The 21,409-nt window shown below is 72.8% G+C and carries 28 protein-coding genes and 2 pseudogenes; 11 read left to right on the forward strand and 19 right to left on the reverse strand.

What is annotated here, in order from left to right:
- Positions 1-2: 2 nt before the first annotated feature.
- The 5 genes from ACIQZO_RS04025 to ACIQZO_RS04045 form a co-directional block, all read right to left on the reverse strand.
- Positions 3-497: an LPXTG cell wall anchor domain-containing protein gene (locus ACIQZO_RS04025; protein ID WP_403619704.1), complete on the reverse strand. Its 495-nt coding sequence runs from the start codon at positions 495-497 to the stop codon at positions 3-5.
- 239 nt (positions 498-736) lie between these two features.
- A complete protein-coding gene (locus ACIQZO_RS04030; protein WP_403619707.1) occupies positions 737-1,027 on the reverse strand; it encodes a hypothetical protein in 291 nt (96 codons plus the stop codon).
- A 319-nt stretch (positions 1,028-1,346) separates the two neighbouring features.
- The gene (locus ACIQZO_RS04035; protein WP_403619710.1) at positions 1,347-1,976 is read right to left on the reverse strand and encodes a class I SAM-dependent methyltransferase; all 630 of its coding nucleotides are present in this window, start codon (positions 1,974-1,976) and stop codon (positions 1,347-1,349) included.
- A gap of 91 nt (positions 1,977-2,067) precedes the next feature.
- Positions 2,068-2,442 (reverse strand): YbjQ family protein, encoded by a 375-nt coding sequence (locus ACIQZO_RS04040; RefSeq protein ID WP_398675108.1) that lies wholly within the window; start codon positions 2,440-2,442, stop codon positions 2,068-2,070.
- A gap of 50 nt (positions 2,443-2,492) precedes the next feature.
- Positions 2,493-2,633, reverse strand: coding sequence for a hypothetical protein (locus ACIQZO_RS04045; RefSeq protein WP_403619713.1), 141 nt, complete (start codon positions 2,631-2,633; stop codon positions 2,493-2,495).
- 412 nt (positions 2,634-3,045) lie between these two features.
- Between ACIQZO_RS04045 and ACIQZO_RS04050 the strand changes: the two genes are divergently transcribed.
- Positions 3,046-3,486 (forward strand): SH3 domain-containing protein, encoded by a 441-nt coding sequence (locus ACIQZO_RS04050; protein ID WP_403619716.1) that lies wholly within the window; start codon positions 3,046-3,048, stop codon positions 3,484-3,486.
- 43 nt (positions 3,487-3,529) lie between these two features.
- Here ACIQZO_RS04050 and ACIQZO_RS04055 read toward each other — a convergent pair whose 3' ends face one another.
- The 8 genes from ACIQZO_RS04055 to ACIQZO_RS04090 form a co-directional block, all read right to left on the reverse strand.
- The gene (locus ACIQZO_RS04055; RefSeq protein ID WP_403619718.1) at positions 3,530-3,880 is read right to left on the reverse strand and encodes an NTP pyrophosphohydrolase; all 351 of its coding nucleotides are present in this window, start codon (positions 3,878-3,880) and stop codon (positions 3,530-3,532) included.
- A 12-nt stretch (positions 3,881-3,892) separates the two neighbouring features.
- Positions 3,893-4,930 carry an AAA family ATPase gene (locus ACIQZO_RS04060; RefSeq protein WP_403619722.1) on the reverse strand — a complete coding sequence of 346 codons (1,038 nt, stop codon included), beginning with the start codon at positions 4,928-4,930 and terminating at the stop codon, positions 3,893-3,895.
- A gap of 3 nt (positions 4,931-4,933) precedes the next feature.
- Positions 4,934-6,142 (reverse strand): RNA ligase, encoded by a 1,209-nt coding sequence (locus tag ACIQZO_RS04065; protein ID WP_403619725.1) that lies wholly within the window; start codon positions 6,140-6,142, stop codon positions 4,934-4,936.
- A gap of 57 nt (positions 6,143-6,199) precedes the next feature.
- Positions 6,200-6,886: an epimerase gene (locus ACIQZO_RS04070; protein WP_403619728.1), complete on the reverse strand. Its 687-nt coding sequence runs from the start codon at positions 6,884-6,886 to the stop codon at positions 6,200-6,202.
- A gap of 122 nt (positions 6,887-7,008) precedes the next feature.
- Complete coding sequence (locus ACIQZO_RS04075; RefSeq protein WP_403619731.1) at positions 7,009-7,557, reverse strand: GNAT family N-acetyltransferase; 549 nt, start codon at positions 7,555-7,557, stop codon at positions 7,009-7,011.
- Between the two features lie 107 nt (positions 7,558-7,664).
- Positions 7,665-8,405, reverse strand: a complete 741-nt coding sequence (locus tag ACIQZO_RS04080; protein WP_403619734.1) for a class I SAM-dependent DNA methyltransferase — start codon at positions 8,403-8,405, stop codon at positions 7,665-7,667.
- 128 nt (positions 8,406-8,533) lie between these two features.
- Positions 8,534-8,800: a hypothetical protein gene (locus ACIQZO_RS04085; protein ID WP_403619737.1), complete on the reverse strand. Its 267-nt coding sequence runs from the start codon at positions 8,798-8,800 to the stop codon at positions 8,534-8,536.
- An 8-nt stretch (positions 8,801-8,808) separates the two neighbouring features.
- Positions 8,809-9,771 (reverse strand): tellurite resistance/C4-dicarboxylate transporter family protein, encoded by a 963-nt coding sequence (locus tag ACIQZO_RS04090; protein ID WP_403619740.1) that lies wholly within the window; start codon positions 9,769-9,771, stop codon positions 8,809-8,811.
- Positions 9,772-10,340: 569 nt separating this feature from the next.
- Between ACIQZO_RS04090 and ACIQZO_RS04095 the strand changes: the two genes are divergently transcribed.
- Positions 10,341-10,796 carry a DoxX family protein gene (locus tag ACIQZO_RS04095; RefSeq protein ID WP_403619743.1) on the forward strand — a complete coding sequence of 152 codons (456 nt, stop codon included), beginning with the start codon at positions 10,341-10,343 and terminating at the stop codon, positions 10,794-10,796.
- A 73-nt stretch (positions 10,797-10,869) separates the two neighbouring features.
- Here the strand turns inward: ACIQZO_RS04095 and ACIQZO_RS04100 are convergent, their stop codons facing one another.
- Positions 10,870-11,556 (reverse strand): response regulator, encoded by a 687-nt coding sequence (locus ACIQZO_RS04100; protein WP_403619746.1) that lies wholly within the window; start codon positions 11,554-11,556, stop codon positions 10,870-10,872.
- Positions 11,553-12,746: a sensor histidine kinase gene (locus ACIQZO_RS04105; protein WP_403619749.1), complete on the reverse strand. Its 1,194-nt coding sequence runs from the start codon at positions 12,744-12,746 to the stop codon at positions 11,553-11,555. Before ACIQZO_RS04105 ends, ACIQZO_RS04100 begins: the two co-directional genes overlap by 4 nt.
- A gap of 19 nt (positions 12,747-12,765) precedes the next feature.
- Here ACIQZO_RS04105 and ACIQZO_RS04110 point away from each other — a divergent pair, with 19 nt between their 5' ends.
- The 3 genes from ACIQZO_RS04110 to ACIQZO_RS04120 all read left to right on the forward strand — a co-directional run bounded on the left by ACIQZO_RS04110 (position 12,766) and on the right by ACIQZO_RS04120 (position 14,768).
- A complete protein-coding gene (locus ACIQZO_RS04110; RefSeq protein ID WP_403619752.1) occupies positions 12,766-12,942 on the forward strand; it encodes a hypothetical protein in 177 nt (58 codons plus the stop codon).
- Between the two features lie 125 nt (positions 12,943-13,067).
- Positions 13,068-14,000: an ABC transporter ATP-binding protein gene (locus ACIQZO_RS04115; RefSeq protein ID WP_403619755.1), complete on the forward strand. Its 933-nt coding sequence runs from the start codon at positions 13,068-13,070 to the stop codon at positions 13,998-14,000.
- A gap of 9 nt (positions 14,001-14,009) precedes the next feature.
- On the forward strand, positions 14,010-14,768 hold the full coding sequence (locus tag ACIQZO_RS04120) for a YdeI family protein (RefSeq protein WP_403619758.1): 759 nt from the start codon (positions 14,010-14,012) through the stop codon (positions 14,766-14,768).
- Here ACIQZO_RS04120 and ACIQZO_RS04125 read toward each other — a convergent pair.
- Complete coding sequence (locus ACIQZO_RS04125; RefSeq protein ID WP_403619761.1) at positions 14,716-15,120, reverse strand: DUF5997 family protein; 405 nt, start codon at positions 15,118-15,120, stop codon at positions 14,716-14,718. The genes ACIQZO_RS04120 and ACIQZO_RS04125 overlap by 53 nt on opposite strands.
- Before the next feature lie 58 nt (positions 15,121-15,178).
- Here ACIQZO_RS04125 and ACIQZO_RS04130 point away from each other — a divergent pair, with 58 nt between their 5' ends.
- The 4 genes from ACIQZO_RS04130 to ACIQZO_RS04145 all read left to right on the forward strand — a co-directional run bounded on the left by ACIQZO_RS04130 (position 15,179) and on the right by ACIQZO_RS04145 (position 19,344).
- Positions 15,179-16,006, forward strand: coding sequence for a LysR substrate-binding domain-containing protein (locus ACIQZO_RS04130; RefSeq protein WP_403619764.1), 828 nt, complete (start codon positions 15,179-15,181; stop codon positions 16,004-16,006).
- 181 nt (positions 16,007-16,187) lie between these two features.
- Positions 16,188-17,294, forward strand: coding sequence for a PP2C family protein-serine/threonine phosphatase (locus ACIQZO_RS04135; protein ID WP_403619767.1), 1,107 nt, complete (start codon positions 16,188-16,190; stop codon positions 17,292-17,294).
- Between the two features lie 34 nt (positions 17,295-17,328).
- Positions 17,329-17,700: a VOC family protein gene (locus tag ACIQZO_RS04140; protein WP_403619770.1), complete on the forward strand. Its 372-nt coding sequence runs from the start codon at positions 17,329-17,331 to the stop codon at positions 17,698-17,700.
- 153 nt (positions 17,701-17,853) lie between these two features.
- Positions 17,854-19,344: a cellulose binding domain-containing protein gene (locus ACIQZO_RS04145; RefSeq protein ID WP_403619773.1), complete on the forward strand. Its 1,491-nt coding sequence runs from the start codon at positions 17,854-17,856 to the stop codon at positions 19,342-19,344.
- Positions 19,345-19,422: 78 nt separating this feature from the next.
- Here the strand turns inward: ACIQZO_RS04145 and ACIQZO_RS04150 are convergent, their stop codons facing one another.
- Both ACIQZO_RS04150 and ACIQZO_RS04155 read right to left on the reverse strand, forming a co-directional pair.
- A complete protein-coding gene (locus tag ACIQZO_RS04150; RefSeq protein WP_403619777.1) occupies positions 19,423-19,554 on the reverse strand; it encodes a hypothetical protein in 132 nt (43 codons plus the stop codon).
- Between the two features lie 22 nt (positions 19,555-19,576).
- A complete protein-coding gene (locus ACIQZO_RS04155; protein WP_403619780.1) occupies positions 19,577-20,227 on the reverse strand; it encodes a hypothetical protein in 651 nt (216 codons plus the stop codon).
- A gap of 134 nt (positions 20,228-20,361) precedes the next feature.
- Between ACIQZO_RS04155 and ACIQZO_RS04160 the strand changes: the two are divergent.
- Positions 20,362-20,448, forward strand: a pseudogene (locus tag ACIQZO_RS04160) (PadR family transcriptional regulator); the annotation flags it as partial.
- Between the two features lie 189 nt (positions 20,449-20,637).
- A pseudogene (locus tag ACIQZO_RS04165) lies at positions 20,638-20,754 on the forward strand (carbonic anhydrase); the annotation flags it as partial.
- Between the two features lie 177 nt (positions 20,755-20,931).
- On the opposite strand, the gene ACIQZO_RS04170 reads toward ACIQZO_RS04165, so the two are convergent.
- On the reverse strand, positions 20,932-21,171 hold the full coding sequence (locus ACIQZO_RS04170) for a chaplin (protein WP_403619783.1): 240 nt from the start codon (positions 21,169-21,171) through the stop codon (positions 20,932-20,934).
- Between the last annotated feature and the right edge of the window lie 238 nt (positions 21,172-21,409).

Consider the following 21,409-nt stretch of genomic DNA (forward strand, 5'->3'; position numbering starts at 1 on the left):
CCTCAGCTGTTCGCGCGGCGCCGCACGGCGTACAGGGCTCCGGCGCCGGCAAGGACCAGGCCGGTGGCCCCCGCACCCATGGCGACCGTGGTCGCCGAGGAGCCAGTATGCGCGAGCTCCGGCGGGCCGGAGGCGGCGGGCTCGGAGGGGGACGCGCTGGGCCTGGCGTCCGACCCCGGGGCCGACGGGCTGACGCTGGGCACGGTGGCCGTGCCCGGAGCCGCGCTGGGGGACACGCTGGGGGACGCACTCCTCGTGTCCGATCCCGCGCTCGGCGGGGTGCTCACCGACGGGGAGGGCTTGACCACGCCTGCGGAGGGTGAGGCACTCGCGGGCAGGCCGACCGCCGGGGAGGGCGCGGCCGAACCACCGCTCGCGGCGACGGCGGGACCGGCGAGGGCGACGGCCACGCCGGCAGCGGCAGCGGCAGCGGTGACGGCAGCAGCGCCGACGGCCGTCCGGCGGAGGGCCGGGTGGACACGCTTCAGGTTCTTCACGGTGGTTCTCCACGGTCGGGTCGAGGGCGCGGGACCACGCCCTTCACCCCCGCACGACGCGCGACCCCCCGGAAGGTTGCCGCCGTTGCGGTAGAACTTTCCGACCGGTGTCCGACCGGTGTCCGACCGGTGTCCGACCGGTGTCCGACCGGTGTCCGACCGGACACCCGCGAGGGCCGTGGCCAGGGCGGCGATTCCCTCCTCGATCTCGCCGGCCGGACCCGCCGCGTAGCCGAGGATCAGGCCGGGCGGGCCCGGGCGGACGCGGGCGGACGCGGGCGGACGCGGTGCCAGGACAGCGGATGGGTCTTGACGCCGAGGGCCAGGGCCGCCGAGGCCAGGGCGGTGTCCTCGAAGCCGGCGCCGTCGAAGGTGATCGTCAGGTGCAGCCCTGTCGCTGCCCCGTGCACCCGCGCCCCGAGCAGCAGCGCCTCGATGGCCCGGAGCATGGCATCGCGGCGGCGGCGGTGGCGGTGGCGGTGGCGGCGCCGGACGAAGCGCAGGTGCCGCTCCAGTGCACCCGAGTCCATCAGACGGGCGAGGACCAGCTGGGCCAGGACCGGGTGCCCGGCCGTTCACACGGCCATGCCGTCCGTGCCACCGACTCAAGACGCGCGAGGACTTGGGCCGGGAGCCGACTGCCTGCTGGTGGTGATCGTGGGGCTGGCAGCGGGCCTGCGTCCGGACCGTGCGCCGCGAGCGGGCGCGCGGACGCCCCGTACCGGCCGGGCACCCGCGTCCCCTTGAGGCACCCGGCCCCGCGAATCGCCGTCCGCAGGCGGTCGGGCCCCGGATCCGCTACGGGAATCCGGCGTGCTTCGGCCCCGCCCGCTCGGCCGGCGCGGCCGGTCAGGCGCTCCGGCGGGCGTAGCAGAAGAGGTGCTCCTCGGGGCCCGCCCGGTCGTCGGCGGGCTGGAAGTGCGCGGTGTGGTGGTGCAGCACCTCCAGGCCCCGGTCGGCGAGCCGGGCCAGGTGGTCTGCCGTGGAAAGGCTGCTGACGGTGACCTCGTGGCCCATCCACTCGATGTCCAGCCCCCGGATGTCCCCCGGCACCGTGGCCATCACGAAGTAGCCGCCCGGGGCGACCCAGGACGCCATGCGGTCCAGCGCCCCGGCGACCTCCGGCTGGTCCATCACCAGGAGCGGGAAGAAGGAGCAGACCGCGTCGAACCCGGCCCGCTCGGGCGTGTAGGTGCGTACGTCGGCCTGCTCGAAGCGGGCCTGCGGGACCCTGGCGCGGGCCAGTTCGACCATCGCCGCCGAGACGTCGATGCCGGTGACGGCACAGCCGGACCTGACCAGCGTCTCCGCGGTGGGCCTTCCGGTGCCACTGCCCACGTCCAATACCCGCGCCCCGGCGGGAAGTCGGGCGGTGAGCCAGTCCAGGGCGGCCAGTTGGCCCGGAACCCGCCCGAACACCTCCTCGTAACGCTCACCCATCTCGTCGAACACCTCTGCCGCCGACTTGCGTTGACTCATCGGGCCCGCCCCTTCGTCTTCGGGGCACCACCGTACCGGCGGGGTGCGGCGCCGTCCTCGACCTGCGGTGGACGCAGGTGTCCGGCGGGGGTCAGGTGGAGGCGGGGACGAGGACCACGGCCGTCCCGTACGCGCACACCTCGGTGCCGACGTCGGAGGCGTCGGTGACGTCGAAGCGCATCATCAGAACGGCGTTGCCGCCGCGCGCCTTCGCCTGTTCGATGAGGCGGTCCATGGCCTGGTTCCGGGTCTCCACCAGGGTCTTGGTGAGACCCTTCAGCTCGCCGCCGATCATCGACTTCAGGCCCGCGCCGATCTGGCTGCCCAGGTGGCGGGAGCGGACGGTGAGACCGAAGACCTCGCCGATCACCCGCTCGACGCGGTAGCCGGGAACGTCGTTGGTCGTGACGACGAGGACGCCGCTCTCGTGTGCGCCGGCGCCGCCGCCGTAGTCTTCGATACCCATGGCACCCACTCTGGCGCGGGCCGTCGCCGCCCGCACCCCGAATCGCGCGATCAGGGCATCCGGGCGGCCAGGCCGAACTCGTGTGCCGTCACCACGGCCTGCGCGCGGCTGGACAGGGCCGGCGCGGTGTGCGACGGCAAGGAGGCGGTCCGGCTCGCCGCCGAAACCCGGCCGGACGTCGTCGTCCTCATGGACACCCGGATGCCGGGCACGGACGGGCCGCCGGAAGTGCGACAACGCGCACAGCACGTCAGCCCCCTCGCATACCACCCAGGTTGTAGAGCATCGCCACCGAAAGTGGTAGGCCGGTCTCCACCTGTGGATGGGCGCGGCCGGGGGTGGTCCGCCCGTAGATTTTCCTCGTGCCGGCCCACCGGCCAGCACTGGCCCTGTCCCCCCGGGGGCCCTCGCCGCGCGGCCGTGCGCTGCTGCTCCACTGGTGGAGTACTCCCGGTGGCCAAATTGGTCATATCGGGTTAAAGGACGGTGAGCCACCGGGGCTGTACGCCCTGTCCTCGTCATAGTCGTCCCTGGCAACCGCCTGGTTGCCGCCCCGCGCCGCGCGTCGCGGCCGGGCGGATGTCTTCGTAGAGGAGCCGGCTCATGCTGAAGCCCACCAGAACCACCCTCGCTCTCGCCACCGGAAGCCTGGTTCTCGGTCTGGTCGGAGCGGGCGCCGCCGTCGCGGACGACGGCCCGGCGGACAACCGGCCGCCGCAGGAGATCGTCGTCGGCGGGGCGCAGCCCGGCGTGTACCCCGGCGAGCGTGCCACCGGCCGGGTCGTGTCGAAGGGCCCGCTGACGGTCCGCAGCCGGCCGAGCACCCGCGCGCAGTCCCTCGGCCACGTGTACCCGAACAGCCGGGTCGAGATCTCCTGCAAGAAGCACGGCGAAAAGGTGGACGGCAACAGCCTCTGGTACCGCCTGGCCGAGCGGAACAGCGACTGGGACCAGGACGCCATGCCCAAGGTCGCGTACGACAAGGAGCGCTGGGTCTCCGCCCGCTACGTCAAGAACCTCTCCGAGGTGAAGTACTGCCGCTGACCCGACTCCGGTCAGCGAATCAAGCAGTCGAACAGTCGAGCAGTCAGTCCACCGGGCGTACGGCACGCGGGCCCACGCACTCCACGCCGTACGCCCGGACCCGTTCCCGCAGTTCGCGGTCGGCCGTCACCACGACGCACCCGCGCTCCGCGTAGGCGGCGGCCAGCTCCACGATCCGGTCGTCGCCGCTCCCCGGCGCCGGGTCCACCCGTACGCCGGGAACGGACTCCACACCCCGGGCGGCCCCTTCTACGACGAGGATGACCTCCTCGTCCCCGGCCCGGCCGGCGAGCAGGTCACGCAGCCTGACGGCTGCGCCCCGCCGGTCCCGCCACCAGCCGTCCGGCACCGAGCCGACGACGTTCGCGGCGTCCACGATCAGCACGTTCGGCACGGCGCCGGCCCCTCAGAAAGCGCCGTAGTTGACCTGCCAGGTGGGCAGGCCCATCCGGCGCCAGATCGCGACCACCCGGTCCCGGTCGTCGAGCGAGATCCGGACCGCGTACCGGTGGCGCACATGCGTGTCGAAGAGTTCCGCCTTGACCACGTCGTCGCGGCGCGTGTCGCCCCGCGCACGCATCCACAGCTCGTCGTACGGCACCTCGTGGCGCCGCAGCCAGGCCTCGGTCTGCGGGCGGTGCTCCTCGCCGCGGCCCGACAGCAGCACGATCGTGTCGCCGTCGGCGCGCCGGAAGGCATCGAGTGCGTGCCGTACCGACTCGTTGAGCAGGTCGATCTCGCAGCGCGAGAAGTCGTACGGGCCACGGTCGCCGGTCAGGGCGAGCGTGCCGTCGATGTCGCACATGACCGCCGCCGGCAGCGCAGGGTCGGGCACGTACTGGGTGACGGGCGGCGCGGCCACCCCGCTCGCCCCGCCGTTCATCCACTCCGCCGTCAGCCGCCAGCCGCCCTTGCGCGCCTTCTGGTGCTTCTCGGCCAGGATGCGGATGATCTCCTCGCCGACCTGGCGCTCGCGGGCGGCGTCCCGGCGAAGGCACTCCTCCAGCGGGACGTCGGTGAAGTCGTGCACGACGAACGTCGCGAGACCGCCGACGGCCGCCTTGAGCCGCTTGGGGATGTGCTTGGTCAGGTGGGTGTTGTCGACGACCACGTCGAAGCCGACGTCGACCGCCGCGCGGACCGCCGCGTCCTGGACGGTCAGTACCGTCTGCTCGTGCGCGTGGCTGCGGCCGCGCTCGGGGTCCGGCAGGTCGAGCATCAGGCGCAGGTCGTCGAGATTGACGCGGCGCATACGGCCGCCGGCCTCGGCCTGCAGGGCTCGCGCGGCCGTGGTCTTGCCGGAGGCCGGCAGGCCCGTCATCACGTGGACGACGGGCAGCGGGGCCTCCTCGGCGGCGGCCACGGCGGCAGCGTTCACGTCCGCCTTCACGTCCGCGTCCGCGCCCGTTGTCGTGGACGTGTTCGTGAGTGTCTCTTCGGACACGGTTCAGTTCTCCTCGTCGTTCGTGAAGGGGTCGGACGTCTCCGGCCGCACGTTCCGCCAGACGGCCAGTTCCGTGCTCCGGCCGTCCAGGCGCAGGAACATCGCGGCCCGCACCTCCCGGTCGGGCAGTTCCTTCACGGCGCGGGCGAAGGCCCCCCGGTCGGTGGCCAGGTGCGCGAGGCCCGCGTACGCCTCGTCGATGGCACGCTCGCGCAGTGCGGCCTCGCCCTCGATCCGGTCGATCACCTCGCGCACCCACGTGTCGAACTCGTCCGGCACCTGGTCCAGCAGCGCGTCGAGCGGCTTGCCGCCCGAGGCCTCGATCTCGGCGACCGTGGAACCGACGCCCTGGGCGAGCTGCTTGGCGGGCAGGTCGGCGAACCGCTGGATGCCGTGGGCACGCCAGATGTCCCGCTCGGTGACCTTGGTGAGCACCCGGTGCAGGCGTACGTATTCGGACAGCTTCGCCTTCGCGCGCACGCCGGAGGCGAACCGCAGTACGAAGCCCTCCGCCTGGGTGCCGGTCGCGGTGGCGCCGCCAGGCAGGGTGTTGGACTCGGTCAGCGCGATCAGCTCGTCGATGGGCATGGCGGGCCACACCGTGACAACGGAGCCGATCCCCTCCCAGTGCGGCGCGGCCTCGGCGAGCGGGACCTCCGTGCCGTCCTGGCCGAAGGCCGCGAGGAGGACGAGGTCCCGGCGCTCGCCGTAGTCGACGACGATGCGGTTCTGCGGGTACAGGATCTCGGCGAGGTAGGTGGTGCCGGGGCGCAGGGCCGCGGTGTCCCGGCCGTCGAGCCGGCGCTGGGCCCAGGTCGCCTGGGCGCTGATGAAGGACCCCTTGGACGCGACCCGCCAGCGGCCCGCGTAGTGGAAGACGACGGCGAGGCTGCCGTCGACCTTGTCGTACACCTCGAAGGGCTCGTCCGGGAGGGCGGGGGCGTACGGCTGACCCGACTCGTGCTCGCCGACGTTGAAGAACTTCGGCAGCGGCAGCGCGACGATCGCGCCGGTGGTGTCGTCGGCGACGAGTCCGCGGCAGCGCGTGGTGACCTCGTCCCAGACGCGTTCGTACTGGGCCGTCCGCGTGTAGGTGTAGATGGACAGCGGCAGTTCGGGGTGCGACTTGCGGGTCACGTACCCGGCGTCGATCGCGTCCACCAGCGCCTGGGCAGGCAGCAGGTCATGCAGAGTCAGGGTCTCCTGGCTCATGGGGTCCTCCCGGTTTGAGATGGCTCATTCTCGCGCGCGGGAGGGTGTGCCCGGTAGTCAATTATGCCTGGTCCGCGGCCCGCCCAGGCGGTTGATGTCGACGGGCCGCAGGATGTGGCCGGGGACCTCCGTGCCGGGGGTCGCGACGGCGATCATCGCGCGCCCGAAGGCCTCTGAGGTGATGACGAGGTTCGGTGCGACGCGCCGCACGAGCGGGACCAGCGGGCCGAGGACCGCGTAGAACATCCGTGAGAGCCGGGCCTTGGAGGGCACGCCGCGCACCGGCTGGACGATGCCGGGACGGAACATGTACGCCCGGAAGGGGAGTTCGAGCAGGTCGTTCTCCGTTTTGCCCTTGACGCGGGCCCACATGGAACGGCCCCGCTCGGTGCTGTCCGTGCCCTCGCCGGACACGTAGACGAAGGTCATGCCGGGGTTGGCGGCGGCCAGGGGCCGGGCCACGGCGAGCGTCAGGTCGTAAGTGACGCGCCGGTACGCCTCCTCCTTCATGCCGACGGAGGACACCCCGAGGCAGAAGAAGCACGCGTCGTACGCGGCCGGGTCGACCCCGGCGGCGGCCAGGTCGGCCGGATCCTCCTGGACGCACTCGCGCAGTTTGGGGTGGCTGATTCCGAGCGGGGTGCGGCCGACGGCGAGGACGCTCTCGACCGATTCGTCGCGCAGGCACTCACGCAGGACGCCCCGGCCGAGCATGCCGGTCGCGCCGAAGAGGATGACGTTCACGCAGGGCAGCCTAGGGGGTGTCCGGGCGATGCCGGTGGATCGGCCCGGGCCGATCGTCGGGGCGACCGCGCTCCGCGCCGGAGATGCGCGCGTCGGGCACGACGTACCCCGGCGGCGTCGCGCTACCGAGGGGGAAGGGACGGATCGGGGGTCCAGGGGGTCGGTGCGGTGACGGCCCAGCGTTCGTGGTCGCGCCACTCCCCGTCGATGTAGAGGTAGTCGGGCGAAACCCCTTCGAAGCGGAAGCCCAGCCGCCGGACCAGGGCGAGGGACGCCTCGTTCGCCGGCTGGATGTTGGCCTCCAACCGGTGGAGCCGCAGGTCGGTGAAGGCGTGCTGCAGGATGGCGGCGATCCCCTCGGTCATGTACCCGTGCCCGGCGGACGGGGCGAATGCCGCGTATCCCAGGGACGCGCCCTGGTAGCGGCCCCGGATGATCGAGTTGATATTGACCATGCCGGCGGCCGCGCCGGTCTCGCGGACACGGATCAGGAAGCCCAGGTTGGCGCCGTCGTCGAAGCGGCGCATCCAGACCCGGAAGTCCTCCGCGGTCGCGGGCAGCTGCGCCCACAGCTGGTGCAGTTCGGCGCTCGCGCGCACGAGCGCACAGAATTCGTCCTCGTCGGCGAGGGTGAGCGGGCTCAGTTCAACCCGTGACGGCATCGTGATCATGGATCAACACTAGAGGCGCCCCGCGCAGCGTGACACCCCCGGGGCCTGCGGCGCCTGGGCTCCCGACAGGAGTGTCAAGACAGGCACGGCTTACGTTGACGCCGACCTCAGGTCGGCTTGCGCCACACGGAGATGTGCTTCGCGGAGTCCTGGGTGAACGGAGCCCCGTCCCAGTCCGCGACGCGGCGTTCCCGCTCGAGCCCAGCGATCCGTGCCATCAGGTCGAGCTCTGCCGGCCAGGCGTACCGATGCCGGGAGTTGTCGCGGCGGTAGCGGCCGTCGTCGCCGTCGCGGGTGAAGTGGTGCGAGACGAGAATCTGTTCGACCAGGTCGAAGGTGTCGATGCCGAGATGCTGCTCGGAGACGTCGAACGGCACCGCGATCCGGCCGGGCGGCAGCAACCGCAGCGGCGGCACGCCCAGCTCGATGACGAATCGGCCGCCGGGCTCCAGATGACGTGCGGCGTTGCGGAAGCACTCGACCTGCTCGTCCTGCGTGAGCAGGTTCGTGATGGTGTTGTAGACGAGATAGACAAGGGCGAACTCGCCGGGGACGACGGTGGTGGCCATGTCCCCGATGGTCACCGGGAGCGTGATCTCGTCGATCTTGCGCCGCAACACCGCTGCCATGTGCTCGGACAGTTCGATGCCCGCCACCCGCACGCCGCGTTCCCGGAGCGGGACGCCCACTCGTCCGGTTCCGATGGCGAACTCCAGTGCCCGGCCGTCTCCGGCGAGCTCGGCGAGGAAGGCGAGAGTCGGTCCGAGAACGGCAGCCGAGGACGTCTCGGTCTCCTCGGTGTCGTAGCGGTCGGCGGTCGCACGGGTCCACAGTTCGCTGCTCGTCACGGACGGCCACTCTGCCGGGTGCCGAGGGGCGCTGTCGACGCGTTTACGTTCTCCTCGGCGCAGCGTGCTCCGACCACAACTCGTCGTGGCCCTGCCACGGCTTCGACCGCACCGCTCCGCACCCCGGATCAGTGCGATAGGCAGAGCTCGTTGCCCTCGGGGTCGGCGTCCCGGTGGCGGATCCCGGCGCCCGATCTCCGGACGAGGGTGGCGCGGTGGGCCTTGGTGTCGGCCTCGGTCGCGTGGCCCGCCTCGATCAGGCCGCGGATGAACGGTTCGTCACTCGGCTCCACCTCCCGGCCGAGGGCGTCGGCCCACCAGTCGGCGAGCGTGTGCGGGTCGGCCGAGGCGAGGCGCGGGCGCCCTCGCCACACGGCGCAGCGCGCGCCGGGCACGGGCGGGGTCAGCGGCCCGGCGCCTTGGCGCCGCGTCCGGCGGTGAGGTGCGAGGCGAGCAGCGCGACGCAGGTCAGCAGCCAGGCGCCCACGGCGATCCAGAGCAGCACCTCGCCCAGCGGGCGCAGCCAGGGGATCCCGGCCGGGTCCGCCACCGAGAGGCAGGCGGTGGCCGTCATGCCGAGCGGGAAGACGGTGGCCCAGCGCCGGATGTCGTAGCGCGGCCGGGGGTGGCGCAGTTCGGCGCCGAGGAGGACGACGTACCAGACGAGGGACAGGGCGAGCAAGGCCAGGGTGACGGTACGCAGGGTGCTGTGCACCGAACCGGTCCAAACGGGTGACGCCGTGAGCCTGGATCCGGCCAGAGCGGAGATGGACAGGGCGCCGCCCGCCACCCAGTGGTCGCCCGCCCCGCCCACCACCTCGCGCAGGTCGAAGCGGAAGAGGGCCGCCACGTACAGCAGCAGCCCGAGGCAGAAAGTGACGAGCGCCGCCCAGGCCAGCCAGTCCTGCTGGTCGGCGGCGGCGAGGGACGCGGCGAGGACGGAGAGCCCCTGGGTGGCCACGCAGCCGAGGAAGGCCGCCCCCGGCATGCGCCGCCGCCAGTGCCGTACGACGTTGAGCAGCAGGCCGGGCCACAGCAGCGCGGCCAGCGCGAGCAGTGCGGCGGCCACCGTCTGCCAGCCCTGCTGCGAGAGCCGGGCCCCGATGACCGTGGTGGCGGCGACGGCCGTCAGCGCGGCCGGTGTGTCGGCCTCGGCCCGGAAGCGCCCGCGGTCGCTCAGCAGCCGGGAGGTGAAGTCGGCGGCGAGCACGAGCCAGAGCACCCCGGAGACGACCAGCGCGGCCAGCGACACCACCGCATACCCGGTCAGGTGCAGGCCCACGGAGATGATGCCGGCGGCCATGACGGCGGCCCCCGCCGCGGGCGGGAGTCCGGTCCACCAGTCACGTCCGGGGAGGATGCTCACGCCTCCAGCGGACCCCAGCGGCCCCCGGGCCGCCAGCGGACAGGGCCGACCGGCGCGCGAAACACACGGCCGGGCGACCCATCCCCTGCACGCAGGATCAGGGGACACCTGCGCGTGATGCACACGCGGGTTCGGGCCGGTGCTGGGCCCTGGCTTGGGATCGGACGCGAACCGGGCGCGGCCCCGGGCTCGGGCGCGGCCTCGGACACGGACTCGGACACGGCCCCTGCCCCTGCCCCTGCCCCTGCCCCGGACTCGGGCTCGGACTCGGGCTCGGGCTCGGGCGCGCACTCGGACGCGGATCTGCCGGTCCGTCACAGGGGAGTGGACCGGCCGGTCTCCGACCCTTCGCCCTGTCGCGCGTACGCCGCCCACTGCCGCCGGGGAGGGGAATTCCGCGCGCGCCACCGGCGCGGCCGTGCGGGCGCGCAGTAGCGTCGGGCCCCTCGGTGGGTGGCCGGAAGTCGCACTTGTCAGCCCGGTTAGGCCTACCTAACCTATGGCTCGCCCTCGCTCGAGGGCATCGGCACGACTTCGGGATCCGTCCCCGACCGAAGGAGCCTCCCCCCATGAACGCACGACTCGCCCATGCCCAGCCCTACGCCGTCGGCCTGTTCCGGATCGTCACCGGACTGCTCTTCGCCTCGCACGGGGCCGCCTCCCTCTTCGGCGTCCTCGGCGGTGCGCACGGTGGCGGCACCGTCGCGACCGGCACCTGGCCCGGGTGGTACGCCGCCGCCATTCAGCTCGTCGCCGGCGCCCTGATCCTGCTGGGTCTCGGCACGCGGGCGGCCGCCTTCGTCGCCTCCGGCTCGATGGCGTACGCGTACTTCACCGTGCACCAGCCCGGTGCGCTGTGGCCCCTGCAGAATGGTGGCGAGGCCTCGGCGATGTTCTGCTGGGCCTTCCTCCTGCTGGTGTTCACCGGCCCCGGCGCTCTCGCCGTGGACGGGCTGTTCTCCTCGCGTTCCACCGCTTCCCTCGGGCGCCGGGACGAGAGCCGCCCGGAGACCGTGACCGCCTGAGGAACCGATTCGGCACCCCGCGGCCTCGGCACCCGATCGCCCGATCGCCCGGCCGCCCGCGCTGTACGGGACCTCAGCGGGGCGGTGAGACCAGCCCCATCTCGTAGGCGGTGATGACGAGTTGTACCCGGTCCCGGGCGCCGAGCTTGGTGAACAGACGCGATACGTGCGATTTGGCCGTGGCCGCCGAGATGAACAGCTCCTCGGCTATCTCGCTGTTCGAACGACCCCGCCCCACCAGGGTCAGGACCTCCCGCTCGCGCTCGGTGACACCCGTAGAGGTCTGCGGCGCCCGGTCCCGGGGCGTCGCGGGCCCCGGCCCCCGGACGAAGTCCGCGATCAGCCTGCGGGTGACTCCCGGCGCGATCAGGGCGTCCCCCGCGGCGATCACCCGAATCGCTGCGAGGATCTCCTCCACGGCCATGTCCTTCACGGCGAATCCGCTCGCGCCGGCGCGCAGCGCCCCGTACACATGATCGTCCTCGTCGAAGGTGGTCAGCACGAGCACCTTGACGGCGTCGGTCTGCGCCGTGATCCGCCGGGTGGCCTCGATCCCGTCCATCCCCGGCATCCGGATGTCCATCACCACCACGTCGGGGCGGAGTTCGGCGGCGAGGCGGACCCCGTCCCCGCCGGTCCCGGCCTCGCCGACCGCCTCCAGGTCGTCGGTGTCGGCCATGAGGACCCGCAGGCCGGACCTGACCAGCGGCTGGTCGTCCACGAGCAGGACGCGGACGGTCCGCGCGGGAGCGTCGGTCATCGCTGCCCGTCCGGGAATCCCGCGGTGACCGGCAGCGGCAGCGCCGCCTCGACCCGGAAGCCGCCGCCGCCGCGAGGGCCGGCGCTGAAGCGGCCGTGCAGCAGGCTGACCCGCTCACGCATCCCCGTGATGCCGAATCCCGTACTTCCGCTGCCGCCGGGCATGCCGCGCCCGTCGTCGACGACCTCCACGGTCAGCTCCTGTTCCCCGTAGCCGATGGTGACCCGGCAGTGCCCGGTGCCCGCGTGGCGGACCACGTTGGTCAGCGCCTCCTGCACGATGCGGTACGCCGACAGGTCGATCTCGGGCGGCAGTTGGCTCCGCCGCCCCTCCCACCGTACGTCGACCAGCACACCGGCGTCCGCGGTGGTGGCCACCAGCCCGTCGAGGTCGGCGAGTCCCGGGGCGGGTCCGAGCGGGGCCTGCTCGCGTTCCTGCCCCTCGGGGCCGTCCGGTTGCGCCTGGCGCAGCGCCACCAGAGTGCGGCGCAGCCCCGACAGCGTCTCGCGGCTGGTGGCCTCGATGGCCCGCAGGGCGGCGCGGGCCTCCGCCGGCTGGGTGTCGATGACCCGGCTGCCGACTCCGGCCTGGATGGCGATGACGCCGACACTGTGGGCGACCATGTCGTGCAACTCTCGTGCGATGCGCAGCCGTTCGGCGGTGACGGCCTCGGACACCTGCTTCGTGCGCAGTTCTGCCGTGTGCTCCCGGCGCTCGCGGAACCGCAGGCCCGTCATATGGACGGCGCCCAGGGACAGGAGTGCGATCAGGCCCGTACTCATCAGGTCGTACGGTCCGACCGACAGCAGCCCGACGGCCGGGAGTTCCACGACGAACACCGTGACGAGGGCGACGACTGCGGCCCTGCGCGGACGCGTGGCGACGATGTACCCGAGGACCAGGTCCGAGGCGAGGAAGACGAGGAAGCGGCCCGGGCTGTGATCCCGGCTGCATCCGGCGACGATCACGGCGCCGAGGAGGGTCAGCACCAGTACCACCAGGGGCCGGCGCCGCAGCAGCGGAACGAGCGGGGTCACGGCCAGCAGCAGCACCGCTCCGAGGAGCGGCCCGGCGGCGTACGGGACGCCGCCGATCAGCAGGCCCACGACGAGGACGTAGACGACGGCGCCGCCCCAGGCCACGAGGGCGGCCCGCGGCGCCGAACTCCGCACGTTCTGCGCGGCCTCCATACGATCTGCGCTGCTGGTATTGGTACTGGTAGTTGCGCCGGCGCCGGCGCCGGCGCCGGCGCCGGTGCTGGTGCTGGTGCTGGTGCTGGTGCTGGTGCTGGTGCTGGTGCTGGTGCTGGTGCTCGTACTGGTGCTCGTACTGGTGCTCGTACTGCCGGTGTTCCCGCTGTCCGTCCGTGGTGTGTTCATGGCGTGACCGTAATCAGCGGCACCGGGGCCCGGCATCGGCCCCCGGGCTTACGCCCCCGGGCCGAAGCGTCCCCACCGATTGCGCCGACGGCCCGATGTGCGCGGGCCGGACGTGCCGACAGGGTGGGCCGTGTGATCGAGGTCAAGGAACTCACCAAGACGCACGGCGACAGGACCGCTGTGGACCGGCTCTGCCTCACGGCCCGGCCCGGCGCCGTCACCGCGCTCCTCGGCGCCGCCGGGGCCGGCAAGACCAGCACGCTCCGCCTGATCCTGGGGCTGGACTCTCCCTCCGCGGGCACGGTCGCCGTGGGCGGCGTCCCACTGCGCGGCCGACCGCGCAGCCCCCACCAGATCGGGTCCCTGCCCGACCCCGCCGAACTGCCCGGCCGACGGACGGCCGGGGCATGGCTGGGGGCGCTGGCCCGCGCACACGGCATCGGGGCCGGGCGGGTGGCCGAGGTGCTGGCGGAGACGGGCCTGTCGCGGGAGCCGCGGCGGCGCGTGGCGACGTACTCCCCCGCCATGCGGCAGCGGCTGCGGATCGCGGTGGCGCTGCTCGGGGATCCGCCCGTGCTGCTCCTCGACGAGCCGCTGGCCGGGCTGGACGCCGAGGGGGTGCGCTGGGCGCGCCGCCTGTTGCGCTCGCTTGCGGCCCAGGGCCGTACGGTCGTGATCACGGGCGACCGCGCGGCACAGACGGCGCAGACCGCCGACCGGATCATCGTCCTGGACCGGGGCCGCAGGGTGCTCGCACAGTCCGCGGCGGAGTTCGCGGCGCGCGGCGCCGCGGCCCGGGTGGTCGTGGGCACACCGCGCCGCGGCGAACTGGCCGCCGTGCTGACGGGCGGGGGCGCGAGCGTCGTGCGGGCCTCACGGTCGGGGCCCGGCCGGCTCGCCGTGACCGGCATGACGGCGGAGCGCGTCGGCGCCCTCGCCACCGAGCACGGCATCGTGATCCTCGAACTCGACACCCGTAAGCCCACGTTGGAGGAGGCGTTGGCTGAACTCTGCGCCGGCCCCCGGGTCGTGTCGGCGCCCTGCGCCCCGGCCGGCGGGCGGTAGCTTGCGCGTATGGCGGAACTGGGCGGGGTGGAAATCATCGGCTTCGTGGACGCGGAGGCGTTCGAGCGCTGGCTGGCCGAGCACCACACGCGCCAGGAGGGCGTGTGGATCAAGCTGGCCAAGAAGAAGTCCGGCATCGCCTCGGTCACCGACGGCGAGCTGGTCGACATCGGGCTGTGCTACGGCTGGATCTCCGGGCAGCGGCGCGCCCTCGACGAGCGGTACTACCTGCAGAAGTACGTGCCGCGTCGACCCAAGAGCCTGTGGTCGCAGGTGAACGTGGACAAGGTCGCGGAGCTGACGGCCGCGGGGCGGATGCGCGAGCCGGGGCTCGCCGAGGTGCGCAGGGCGCAGGCGGACGGCCGGTGGACCCACGCCTACGAGTCGCAGAAGACGGCGGAGGTGCCACCCGATCTCGCGGCGGCGTTCGCTACGCACCCGGAGGCCCGCAAGGCGTTCGAGGAGCTCGACCGGACCGGGCGCTACCTGGTGATCCTGCCGCTGCTCCAGGCGCTCACACCGGAGACCAGGCAGGTCCGGCTCGACCGGGCGGTGCGGCTGCTGGCGGGCGGCGGGACGGCCGACTCACCCGGCGGCACGGTGTCTGACCCGGCGGGGCGTACGACTGACCCGGCGGGGCGTAGGGGCGCCGGGAAGCCGCCGGGCCCGGCTCCCCCATGGGGAAGCCGGGCCCGGCGGGAGGTGGAGTCCCGGGTCAGGAGCTCTGTTCGCGGTCCTTCTCGGCACGCTCCGCGTTCTTCTCCTTGATGCGGACCGTCTCCTTGCGGACCTCGGCCTGGGTGGAGCGCTCGCGCTGGAGCCACTCGGGGCCCTCCTGCTTCAGCGCTTCGATCTGCTCCGTGGTGAGGGGCTCGGTGACCCCGCCGCGGGCGAGGCCCGCGATGGACACGCCGAGCTTGGCGGCCACCACCGGTCGGGGGTGCGGACCGTTGGCGCGCAGCTCCTGCAGCCACTGGGGCGGATCGGCCTGGAGCGCACTCAATTCGCTGCGCGAGACGACACCCTCCTGGAACTCTGCGGGGGTGGCCTCGAGGTACACGCCCAGCTTCTTCGCCGCGGTCGCGGGCTTCATCGTCTGGGTGTTCTGGTGCGACGTCATGGTGTCAAGAGTATCGAGCGTGTGCGCTACCTCCGACCACGACCGGTAACCTTGCGGGGTGACAGGCTCGGAAGTACCCCATTCGTTCCGGCTCGCTTATGTCCCCGGGGTGACACCCAGCAAATGGGTGCGTATCTGGAACGAGCGGCTGCCCGACGTCCCGCTGACCCTGGTCGCGGTGTCCCCGACCGAGGCGTTCGGCGTGCTGCGGGCGGGTGGTGCCGACGCCGGCTTCGTGCGGCTGCCGGTGGACCGTACGGACCTCAGCGCGATCCCCCTCTACACCGAGACCACGGTGGTCGTGGTCCCCAAGGATCACCTCGTGGCCGCGGCGGACGAGGTGTCCACCGAGGATCTCGCCGACGAGATCGTGTTCCACCCCCTCGACGACACCCTGGAGTGGGAGCAGCTGCCGGGCAAGCCCGCGATCGAGCGCCCCGAGACGACGGCGGACGCGATCGAGCTGGTGGCGGCAGGGGTGGGCGTACTCGTCGTCCCGCAGTCGCTCGCCCGTCTGCACCACCGCAAGGACCTGACCTACCGGCCGGTCTCGGACGCGCCGGCCTCGCGGGTGGCGCTGTCCTGGCCGCAGGAGGAGACCACCGACCTGGTGGAGGAGTTCATCGGGATCGTCCGCGGCCGGACCGTGAACAGCACGCGGGGCCGGACGCCGACCCCGCCGCAGCCCAAGACGAAGCGCAAGCGCCCCGAAACGGGTGCCGGAGCCGGCAGCGGTGGCGCCGGCAGCGCGCAGCGGAAGCCGGGAGCCGGTGGCAAGGGCGGATCCGTCCGGTCCGCGTCCGGCAAGCCGGGAGCCAAGAACCCCCGCGGTGGTTCCGGCGGCCCCAAGGGCGGCAAGAGCGGCAAGCCCCGCCGCCGTCCCTAGTCCGGGTCCCGGGGCAGCCCGCAGGCCGTTCCGGACAGGCTCCGGGCCGCTCCGGGCCGTCTCCTGCGGATCATGCCCGGTCCGATCCGAAGGAGAACGGCCCGGAGCCTGTCCGGTTCCGGTGGGGCTCCGACGGCCTGGCCTCGGGGTGCCGGATCGCCCGGCGGTGTATGCAGGAGGGATGGAACTCCGGCCCTCGCTCCCACGTCACCACCGGTACCCGGCGGTGAGCCATGCGCAGCTGGCGGTCCCGTTCGCGCTGATCGCCCTGGTCACGGTGGTCGACCTGCTCGCTCCTCCGGCCGTGCATCTCGGACCGTTCCTGGTCGCCGCGCCGGCCGTCACCGCGTCGTTCGCGGGGCCGCGGATGACGGGCCTGGTGGGGCTGGTCGCCGTACTGGCCCAGGTGGTGATCGCGGTGGCGAGCACCAGCGTGACCGACCTGAACCACACCTTCCAGATCATCGCGCTCGTGATGATCTCCGTCATCGTGACCTTCTTCGCCCACCTGCGCGAGGTGCACGAGAAGGAACTGACACAACTCCGCTCGGTGGCGGAGACCGCCCAGGAGGTGGTCCTGCGGCCGCTGCCCGACCGCATCGGGCCGCTGAGCGTCGCCTCCGTCTACCTGGCCGCCGCGGCCGAGGCCCAGATCGGCGGCGACCTGTACGCAGCTGCCCGTACGACCACGGGCACGCGTCTCATCATCGGTGATGTCCGGGGCAAGGGGCTGGAGGCGGTCGGGGACGCCGCGCTCGTACTGGGCGCCTTCCGGGCCTCCGCCCACCAGGAGGCGGGGCTGCCGGGCCTGGTGAACTACCTGGAGGCGGCGGTCACCACGGACCTGGACGGCGCCGGGGACCAGGGCGAGAGCTTCGTGACCGCCGCCGTCCTGGACATCCCCGACTCCGAGCCCGTCCTGCACCTCGTCAGCTGCGGCCATCCGCCACCGCTGCTCGTGCTGCGTGCGGGCGAAGCCGTCCAGCTGGAGGTGTCCCGGCCGGCGCCGCCGCTGGGGCTCGCCGGGCTCGTGACCTCTGTCGTCACCGCGCAGACCTTCGCGTTCGCCGAGGGTGACGTCCTGCTGCTCTACACGGACGGCGTCCTGGAGGCACGCGACGGCGCGGGCACCTTCTACCCCCTGGCGGAGCGGGTGACCGCATGGTCGGGCCTGCCGCCGCAGGCGCTGCTGGACCGGGTGTGCGCGGACCTGCTCGCGCACGCGGCCGGCAACAGCCTGGACGACGACGCGGCGATGGTGGCGATCGAGCGGCTCACGACTTCGTAGGCGCGAGCGGCGCCGGGTTCGCCAGAATCTGATCATGCTGACCATCGGAACGATTGTCATGGGCGCCACCGACGTACGGCGGGCCGCGGACTTCTGGAGCCGGGCGCTCGGGTACGTACCCCGCGACGGCGAGGTGGACGAGGAGTGGACCGTCCTGGTCCCGGCGGACGGGGGCGGACCGGGTCTGGCGCTCGGTCGCAGCGTCACGCCCGTTCAGGAACGCCCGCGCGTCCACCTCGACCTGTACGCGGCGGATGCGGCGGAGCAGCGGGCGGAGGTGGCACGGCTGGTGTCCCTGGGCGCGCGGCACGTCGACTGGGACTCCTATCCGCAGGACCCGGACTTCGTGGTGCTGGCCGATCCCGAGGGCAACCGCTTCTGCGTCATCGACGCGACGCACGGCTGAGTCCGCCGACCGTTCCGTAGCCCCTCCTTACCGCCGCCTTAAGCGGAACCTAAGAGTCATCGGGTGTGCATCGAAACGAACGAATGTCCGTTTCGGTGCGGCTAGCCTGCTGCCGGATCCCCAACTCCCCAGTAACACAGAGGCAGGCACGCGATGGGCAGCACAATCGGGCACCGGCGCAGGACGAGTCGTACGGCGAAAGTCACGGGCGCGATCGTGTCCGCGGCGGTGATCGGTGGGGTGGCGTTCGCTTTCACCGGGACCGCGCAGGCGACCGCCGTCGGCGCCGTGTACACGAAGTCCAGCTCCTGGAGCGGCGGTTACACCGGCCAGTACGTGATCACCAACAGCACCGGCCAGGCGCAGTCGGACTGGACCCTCCAGTTCGACCTGCCGGCCGGCACGAAAATCGACTCGCTGTGGAACGGCACCCACACCGTCTCCGGTCGCCGCGTCACCGTGAAGCCCGCCGCCTGGAACGCGCAGTTGGCCGCCGGGGCCTCCGTCACCGTCGGCTTCGTCGCCAGCGGGTCGGGCACCCCCGGCGATCCCACCGGGTGTCTGATCAACGGGGTGAAGTGCTCCGTGGACCAGGGCGCCACGGCCCAGCCCAGCGGGCGCCCCACCGCCCGGCCCACCGTCACCGCGAGCCCGGCGCCGACCGCGCCCGTCACCTCGGCCGCCCCGACCGGGACCAAGGCGCCCTCCCCCACGGCGACCGTCCCCACCCCCACCCCCGCGCCCGGGGGCGGCGGCGCGCGCTTCGCCCCGTACGTGGACACCTCGCTGTACCCCGCCTACGACCTGCTCGACACCGCGACGAAGACGGGCGTCAAGGAGTTCCACCTCGCCTTCATCACCTCCGGCGGCGGCTGCGCGCCGCTGTGGGGCGGCGTGACGGACCTCGCGAACGACAAGGTCGCCACCCAGATCGGTGCGCTGCGCGCCAAGGGCGGCGACGTACGGGTGTCCTTCGGCGGAGCAGCCGGTCACGAACTGGCCCTGAACTGCGCCACGGTGGACGAGCTGGCCGCCGCGTACGGGAAGGTCGTCGACCAGTACCGGCTCACCAAGGTCGACTTCGACATCGAGGGCGCGGCCCTGCCGGACACCGCGGCCAACGCCCGCCGCGCGCAGGCCATCGCCCGGCTGCAGAAGTCCCACCCGGGCCTGGACGTCGCCTTCACGCTGCCGGTGATGCCCGAGGGCCTGACCCAGCCGGGCGTGGCGCTGCTGGCCGACGCGAAGAAGAACGGCGTGCGGGTCGACGCCGTCAACATCATGGCGATGGACTACGGGCCGGCGTACAGCGGGGACATGGGGCAGTACGCGATCCAGGCCGCGACGGCCACGCAGGCACAGATCAAGGGCGTCCTCGGACTCTCCGACGCGGCGGCGTGGAAGGCCGTGGCCGTCACGCCGATGATCGGCGTGAACGATGTCGCGAGCGAGATCTTCACGGTGGCGGACGCGACGCAGCTCGTGGAGTTCGCGGCATCGAAGGGGATCGGCCGACTGGCCATGTGGTCCTCCACGCGCGACAAGCAGTGCGCGGCCGGGGCCGTCAACTACGCCGACGCGACGTGCAGTTCGATTCTCCAGCAGCCGCTGGCCTTCACCAGGGCGTTCTCCGCACTCAAGTAGCCGAGCCGCGCGGAGCCGAACAGTGAACGAGCCCGCCGCACATGCGGTGCGGCGGGCGGCGGGGCGGAGGGCGGACGCTCAGATTTCGAATTCCACGCCGAACCCGTCCGGGTGGGGAACGACCACCCGGTCCGGGTTCTCCCGGTCCACAGGACCCGGGGCGGGGTCCGGGCCGGGCTTCGGCTTGTCGGGCTTGTGCTCGCAGTACACCTTGCCCTGATAGAACTTGCAGCTACGCCAGGATGCCCGCGCGGGTGGCGAGGTCGAGGGCGGCATCGAGGCGCGGCGCCGGACGGCCTTCGGTGGGCGCCGCCGCCAGCAGGGCAGCGACGGCGGCGGCGTCGACCTTGCGTTCCCGCGCGAGCGCCCCGAACCGGGCGACGGCCTCGGTCAGGCTCCGCTCCACCACGTGCGGCACGTCGAACGAGGAGACGGTCAGTCCGAGGTACTCCTCCTCGTCCGGGCCGACCCAGGCCGCCGCCCCGTCCAGCCCGTCCTCCCGCACCTCGTCCGGGTAGGGGATCCGGTGCCAGGCGCCGCCCTCCCACCAGTAGACGAAGCCGAAGAGGTTGCCGGCGGCGTCGTCCCGCAGAAGCTCCCAGGGCAGCCAGTCGGGGCCGCCCGCGAGGAAGTCGATCTGCTCGCCGCCGACATGGGTGTGGCTGCCGTCGGGGTCCTGCCCGCAGAACACCGCGTGTCCCCCGTCCAGTACGGTCAGGCGCCACCAGCCGCCGGCGCCCGTGGAATGGCACCACAGGCCGTCGTCGTCGAGGGCGAACTCGGTACCGGTCGAACACGCGGTGTCGACCATGGCCATGGTCACCGCCCTGGCCCACAGCAGTTCGGGGTGTTCGAGGTCTTCGGGCCGGCTCGGCGTGTGCATCGTGTGATCTCCTCCCGGGTGTCGGATCAGCCTCGCACGCGGGTACGGGTCGGCCGAATTGCCGATGGCCCTACGGGGTCGGCGACGGGCAGGTACGGCTGCGGATCGGGACGCTCTAAGGGGCACTGGAGCGGCTGGCGGCCGAGGGAGTCATCGAGGCGGACCGCGAAGAGGCCCAGCGGGGCCGGCTCCGCCGGTACTACCGCCTGACCGGGAAGGGCGAGGAGGCGCTCGGGGTGGAAGCCGCCCGCATGGCATCGGGCGCACAGACCGCGACGCGGCGCCTGGCCGCCCGGCGGGCCGCCCGCGAGGCCACTCCCCCGCTGCCCGCATGCCGAGAACTTCGCGCTTCCCTCAGGACTGCCCCCGAGCGGTTCGGCAACCCGTCGCGATCGTGCTGGGCAGCGTCGATTCACGAGGCCGTACTCGGGAGCATCGCGTATGGGGTTCTGGAGCTGCGCATACCGCTCGTGCGCATCCTCGCGCATCAACCGTGCGGAGCGGTCGCCGCCGCGGTCCGGGCCGAGCCCGACCTGGCCGGGAAGGTGGCGACGGGCGAACCGGCGTGCTCGCCGCCCGCTACGAACTGCGCGACCAGCACGTACGTACGTACGTACGTACGCACCCTGCCCTGAGGGCGGTGCGCCGCGTGCGGGTCCGCCCCGTTCGAGCCTCCGACCGGGACGGACCGCGATTCACGAGCCTCAGGCGTTGATGCAGGTGTTGCCGGCAGTCGGGTTGAGCAGGCCGATCACGTTGATGCTGTTACCACACAGGTTGATCGGAACGTGAATCGGGATCTGGATCAGGTTGCCCGAGAGAACACCGGGCGAGCCGGCCGCGATGCCCTCCGCGGTGGCGTCCGCGGACGCCGACGACGCACCGCCGATGACCGCCAGGCCCAGCACCAGAGCGAGACCCGCACTCTTCAGAACACGCGACACGTGACTTCTCCTTGTAACCGCACAACGGCGCCGGAGCACCGCACGGACCCGAGCGGGGCCGTCCCCCTTTCCTTCGGCAGCTGAGGGCCTCTCGGCCTGGGTAGGGCCGCCCGGTTCCCTCGAAGAGGTGGCGCCGCGCCCTCCGTATGGACGTATCGGCCCCGGCGACCAGCGAGCAACGGGCGACGAGCGGCGCGCCCCGACCGCTTCCCCGATCCCGTGCCGCTCCCCGCCCGAG

The organism is Streptomyces sp. NPDC097617 (assembly GCF_044761485.1).
Taxonomy (GTDB): domain Bacteria; phylum Actinomycetota; class Actinomycetes; order Streptomycetales; family Streptomycetaceae; genus Streptomyces.

Excerpts from the sequence above, each read along its gene's own strand:
- ACIQZO_RS04030 (WP_403619707.1), bottom strand. The coding sequence starts at position 1,027 with ATGGACTCGGGTGCACTGGAGCGGCACCTGCGCTTCGTCCGGCGCCGC.
- ACIQZO_RS04035 (WP_403619710.1), bottom strand. The coding sequence starts at position 1,976 with ATGAGTCAACGCAAGTCGGCGGCAGAGGTGTTCGACGAGATGGGTGAG.
- ACIQZO_RS04040 (WP_398675108.1), bottom strand. The coding sequence starts at position 2,442 with ATGGGTATCGAAGACTACGGCGGCGGCGCCGGCGCACACGAGAGCGGC.
- ACIQZO_RS04045 (WP_403619713.1), bottom strand. The coding sequence starts at position 2,633 with ATGAGGACGACGACGTCCGGCCGGGTTTCGGCGGCGAGCCGGACCGCC.
- ACIQZO_RS04050 (WP_403619716.1), top strand. The coding sequence starts at position 3,046 with ATGCTGAAGCCCACCAGAACCACCCTCGCTCTCGCCACCGGAAGCCTG.
- ACIQZO_RS04065 (WP_403619725.1), bottom strand. The coding sequence starts at position 6,142 with ATGAGCCAGGAGACCCTGACTCTGCATGACCTGCTGCCTGCCCAGGCG.
- ACIQZO_RS04075 (WP_403619731.1), bottom strand. The coding sequence starts at position 7,557 with ATGATCACGATGCCGTCACGGGTTGAACTGAGCCCGCTCACCCTCGCC.
- ACIQZO_RS04095 (WP_403619743.1), top strand. The coding sequence starts at position 10,341 with ATGAACGCACGACTCGCCCATGCCCAGCCCTACGCCGTCGGCCTGTTC.
- ACIQZO_RS04100 (WP_403619746.1), bottom strand. The coding sequence starts at position 11,556 with ATGACCGACGCTCCCGCGCGGACCGTCCGCGTCCTGCTCGTGGACGAC.
- ACIQZO_RS04105 (WP_403619749.1), bottom strand. The coding sequence starts at position 12,746 with ATGGAGGCCGCGCAGAACGTGCGGAGTTCGGCGCCGCGGGCCGCCCTC.
- ACIQZO_RS04120 (WP_403619758.1), top strand. The coding sequence starts at position 14,010 with ATGGCGGAACTGGGCGGGGTGGAAATCATCGGCTTCGTGGACGCGGAG.
- ACIQZO_RS04125 (WP_403619761.1), bottom strand. The coding sequence starts at position 15,120 with ATGACGTCGCACCAGAACACCCAGACGATGAAGCCCGCGACCGCGGCG.
- ACIQZO_RS04135 (WP_403619767.1), top strand. The coding sequence starts at position 16,188 with ATGGAACTCCGGCCCTCGCTCCCACGTCACCACCGGTACCCGGCGGTG.
- ACIQZO_RS04140 (WP_403619770.1), top strand. The coding sequence starts at position 17,329 with ATGCTGACCATCGGAACGATTGTCATGGGCGCCACCGACGTACGGCGG.
- ACIQZO_RS04145 (WP_403619773.1), top strand. The coding sequence starts at position 17,854 with ATGGGCAGCACAATCGGGCACCGGCGCAGGACGAGTCGTACGGCGAAA.
- ACIQZO_RS04155 (WP_403619780.1), bottom strand. The coding sequence starts at position 20,227 with ATGCACACGCCGAGCCGGCCCGAAGACCTCGAACACCCCGAACTGCTG.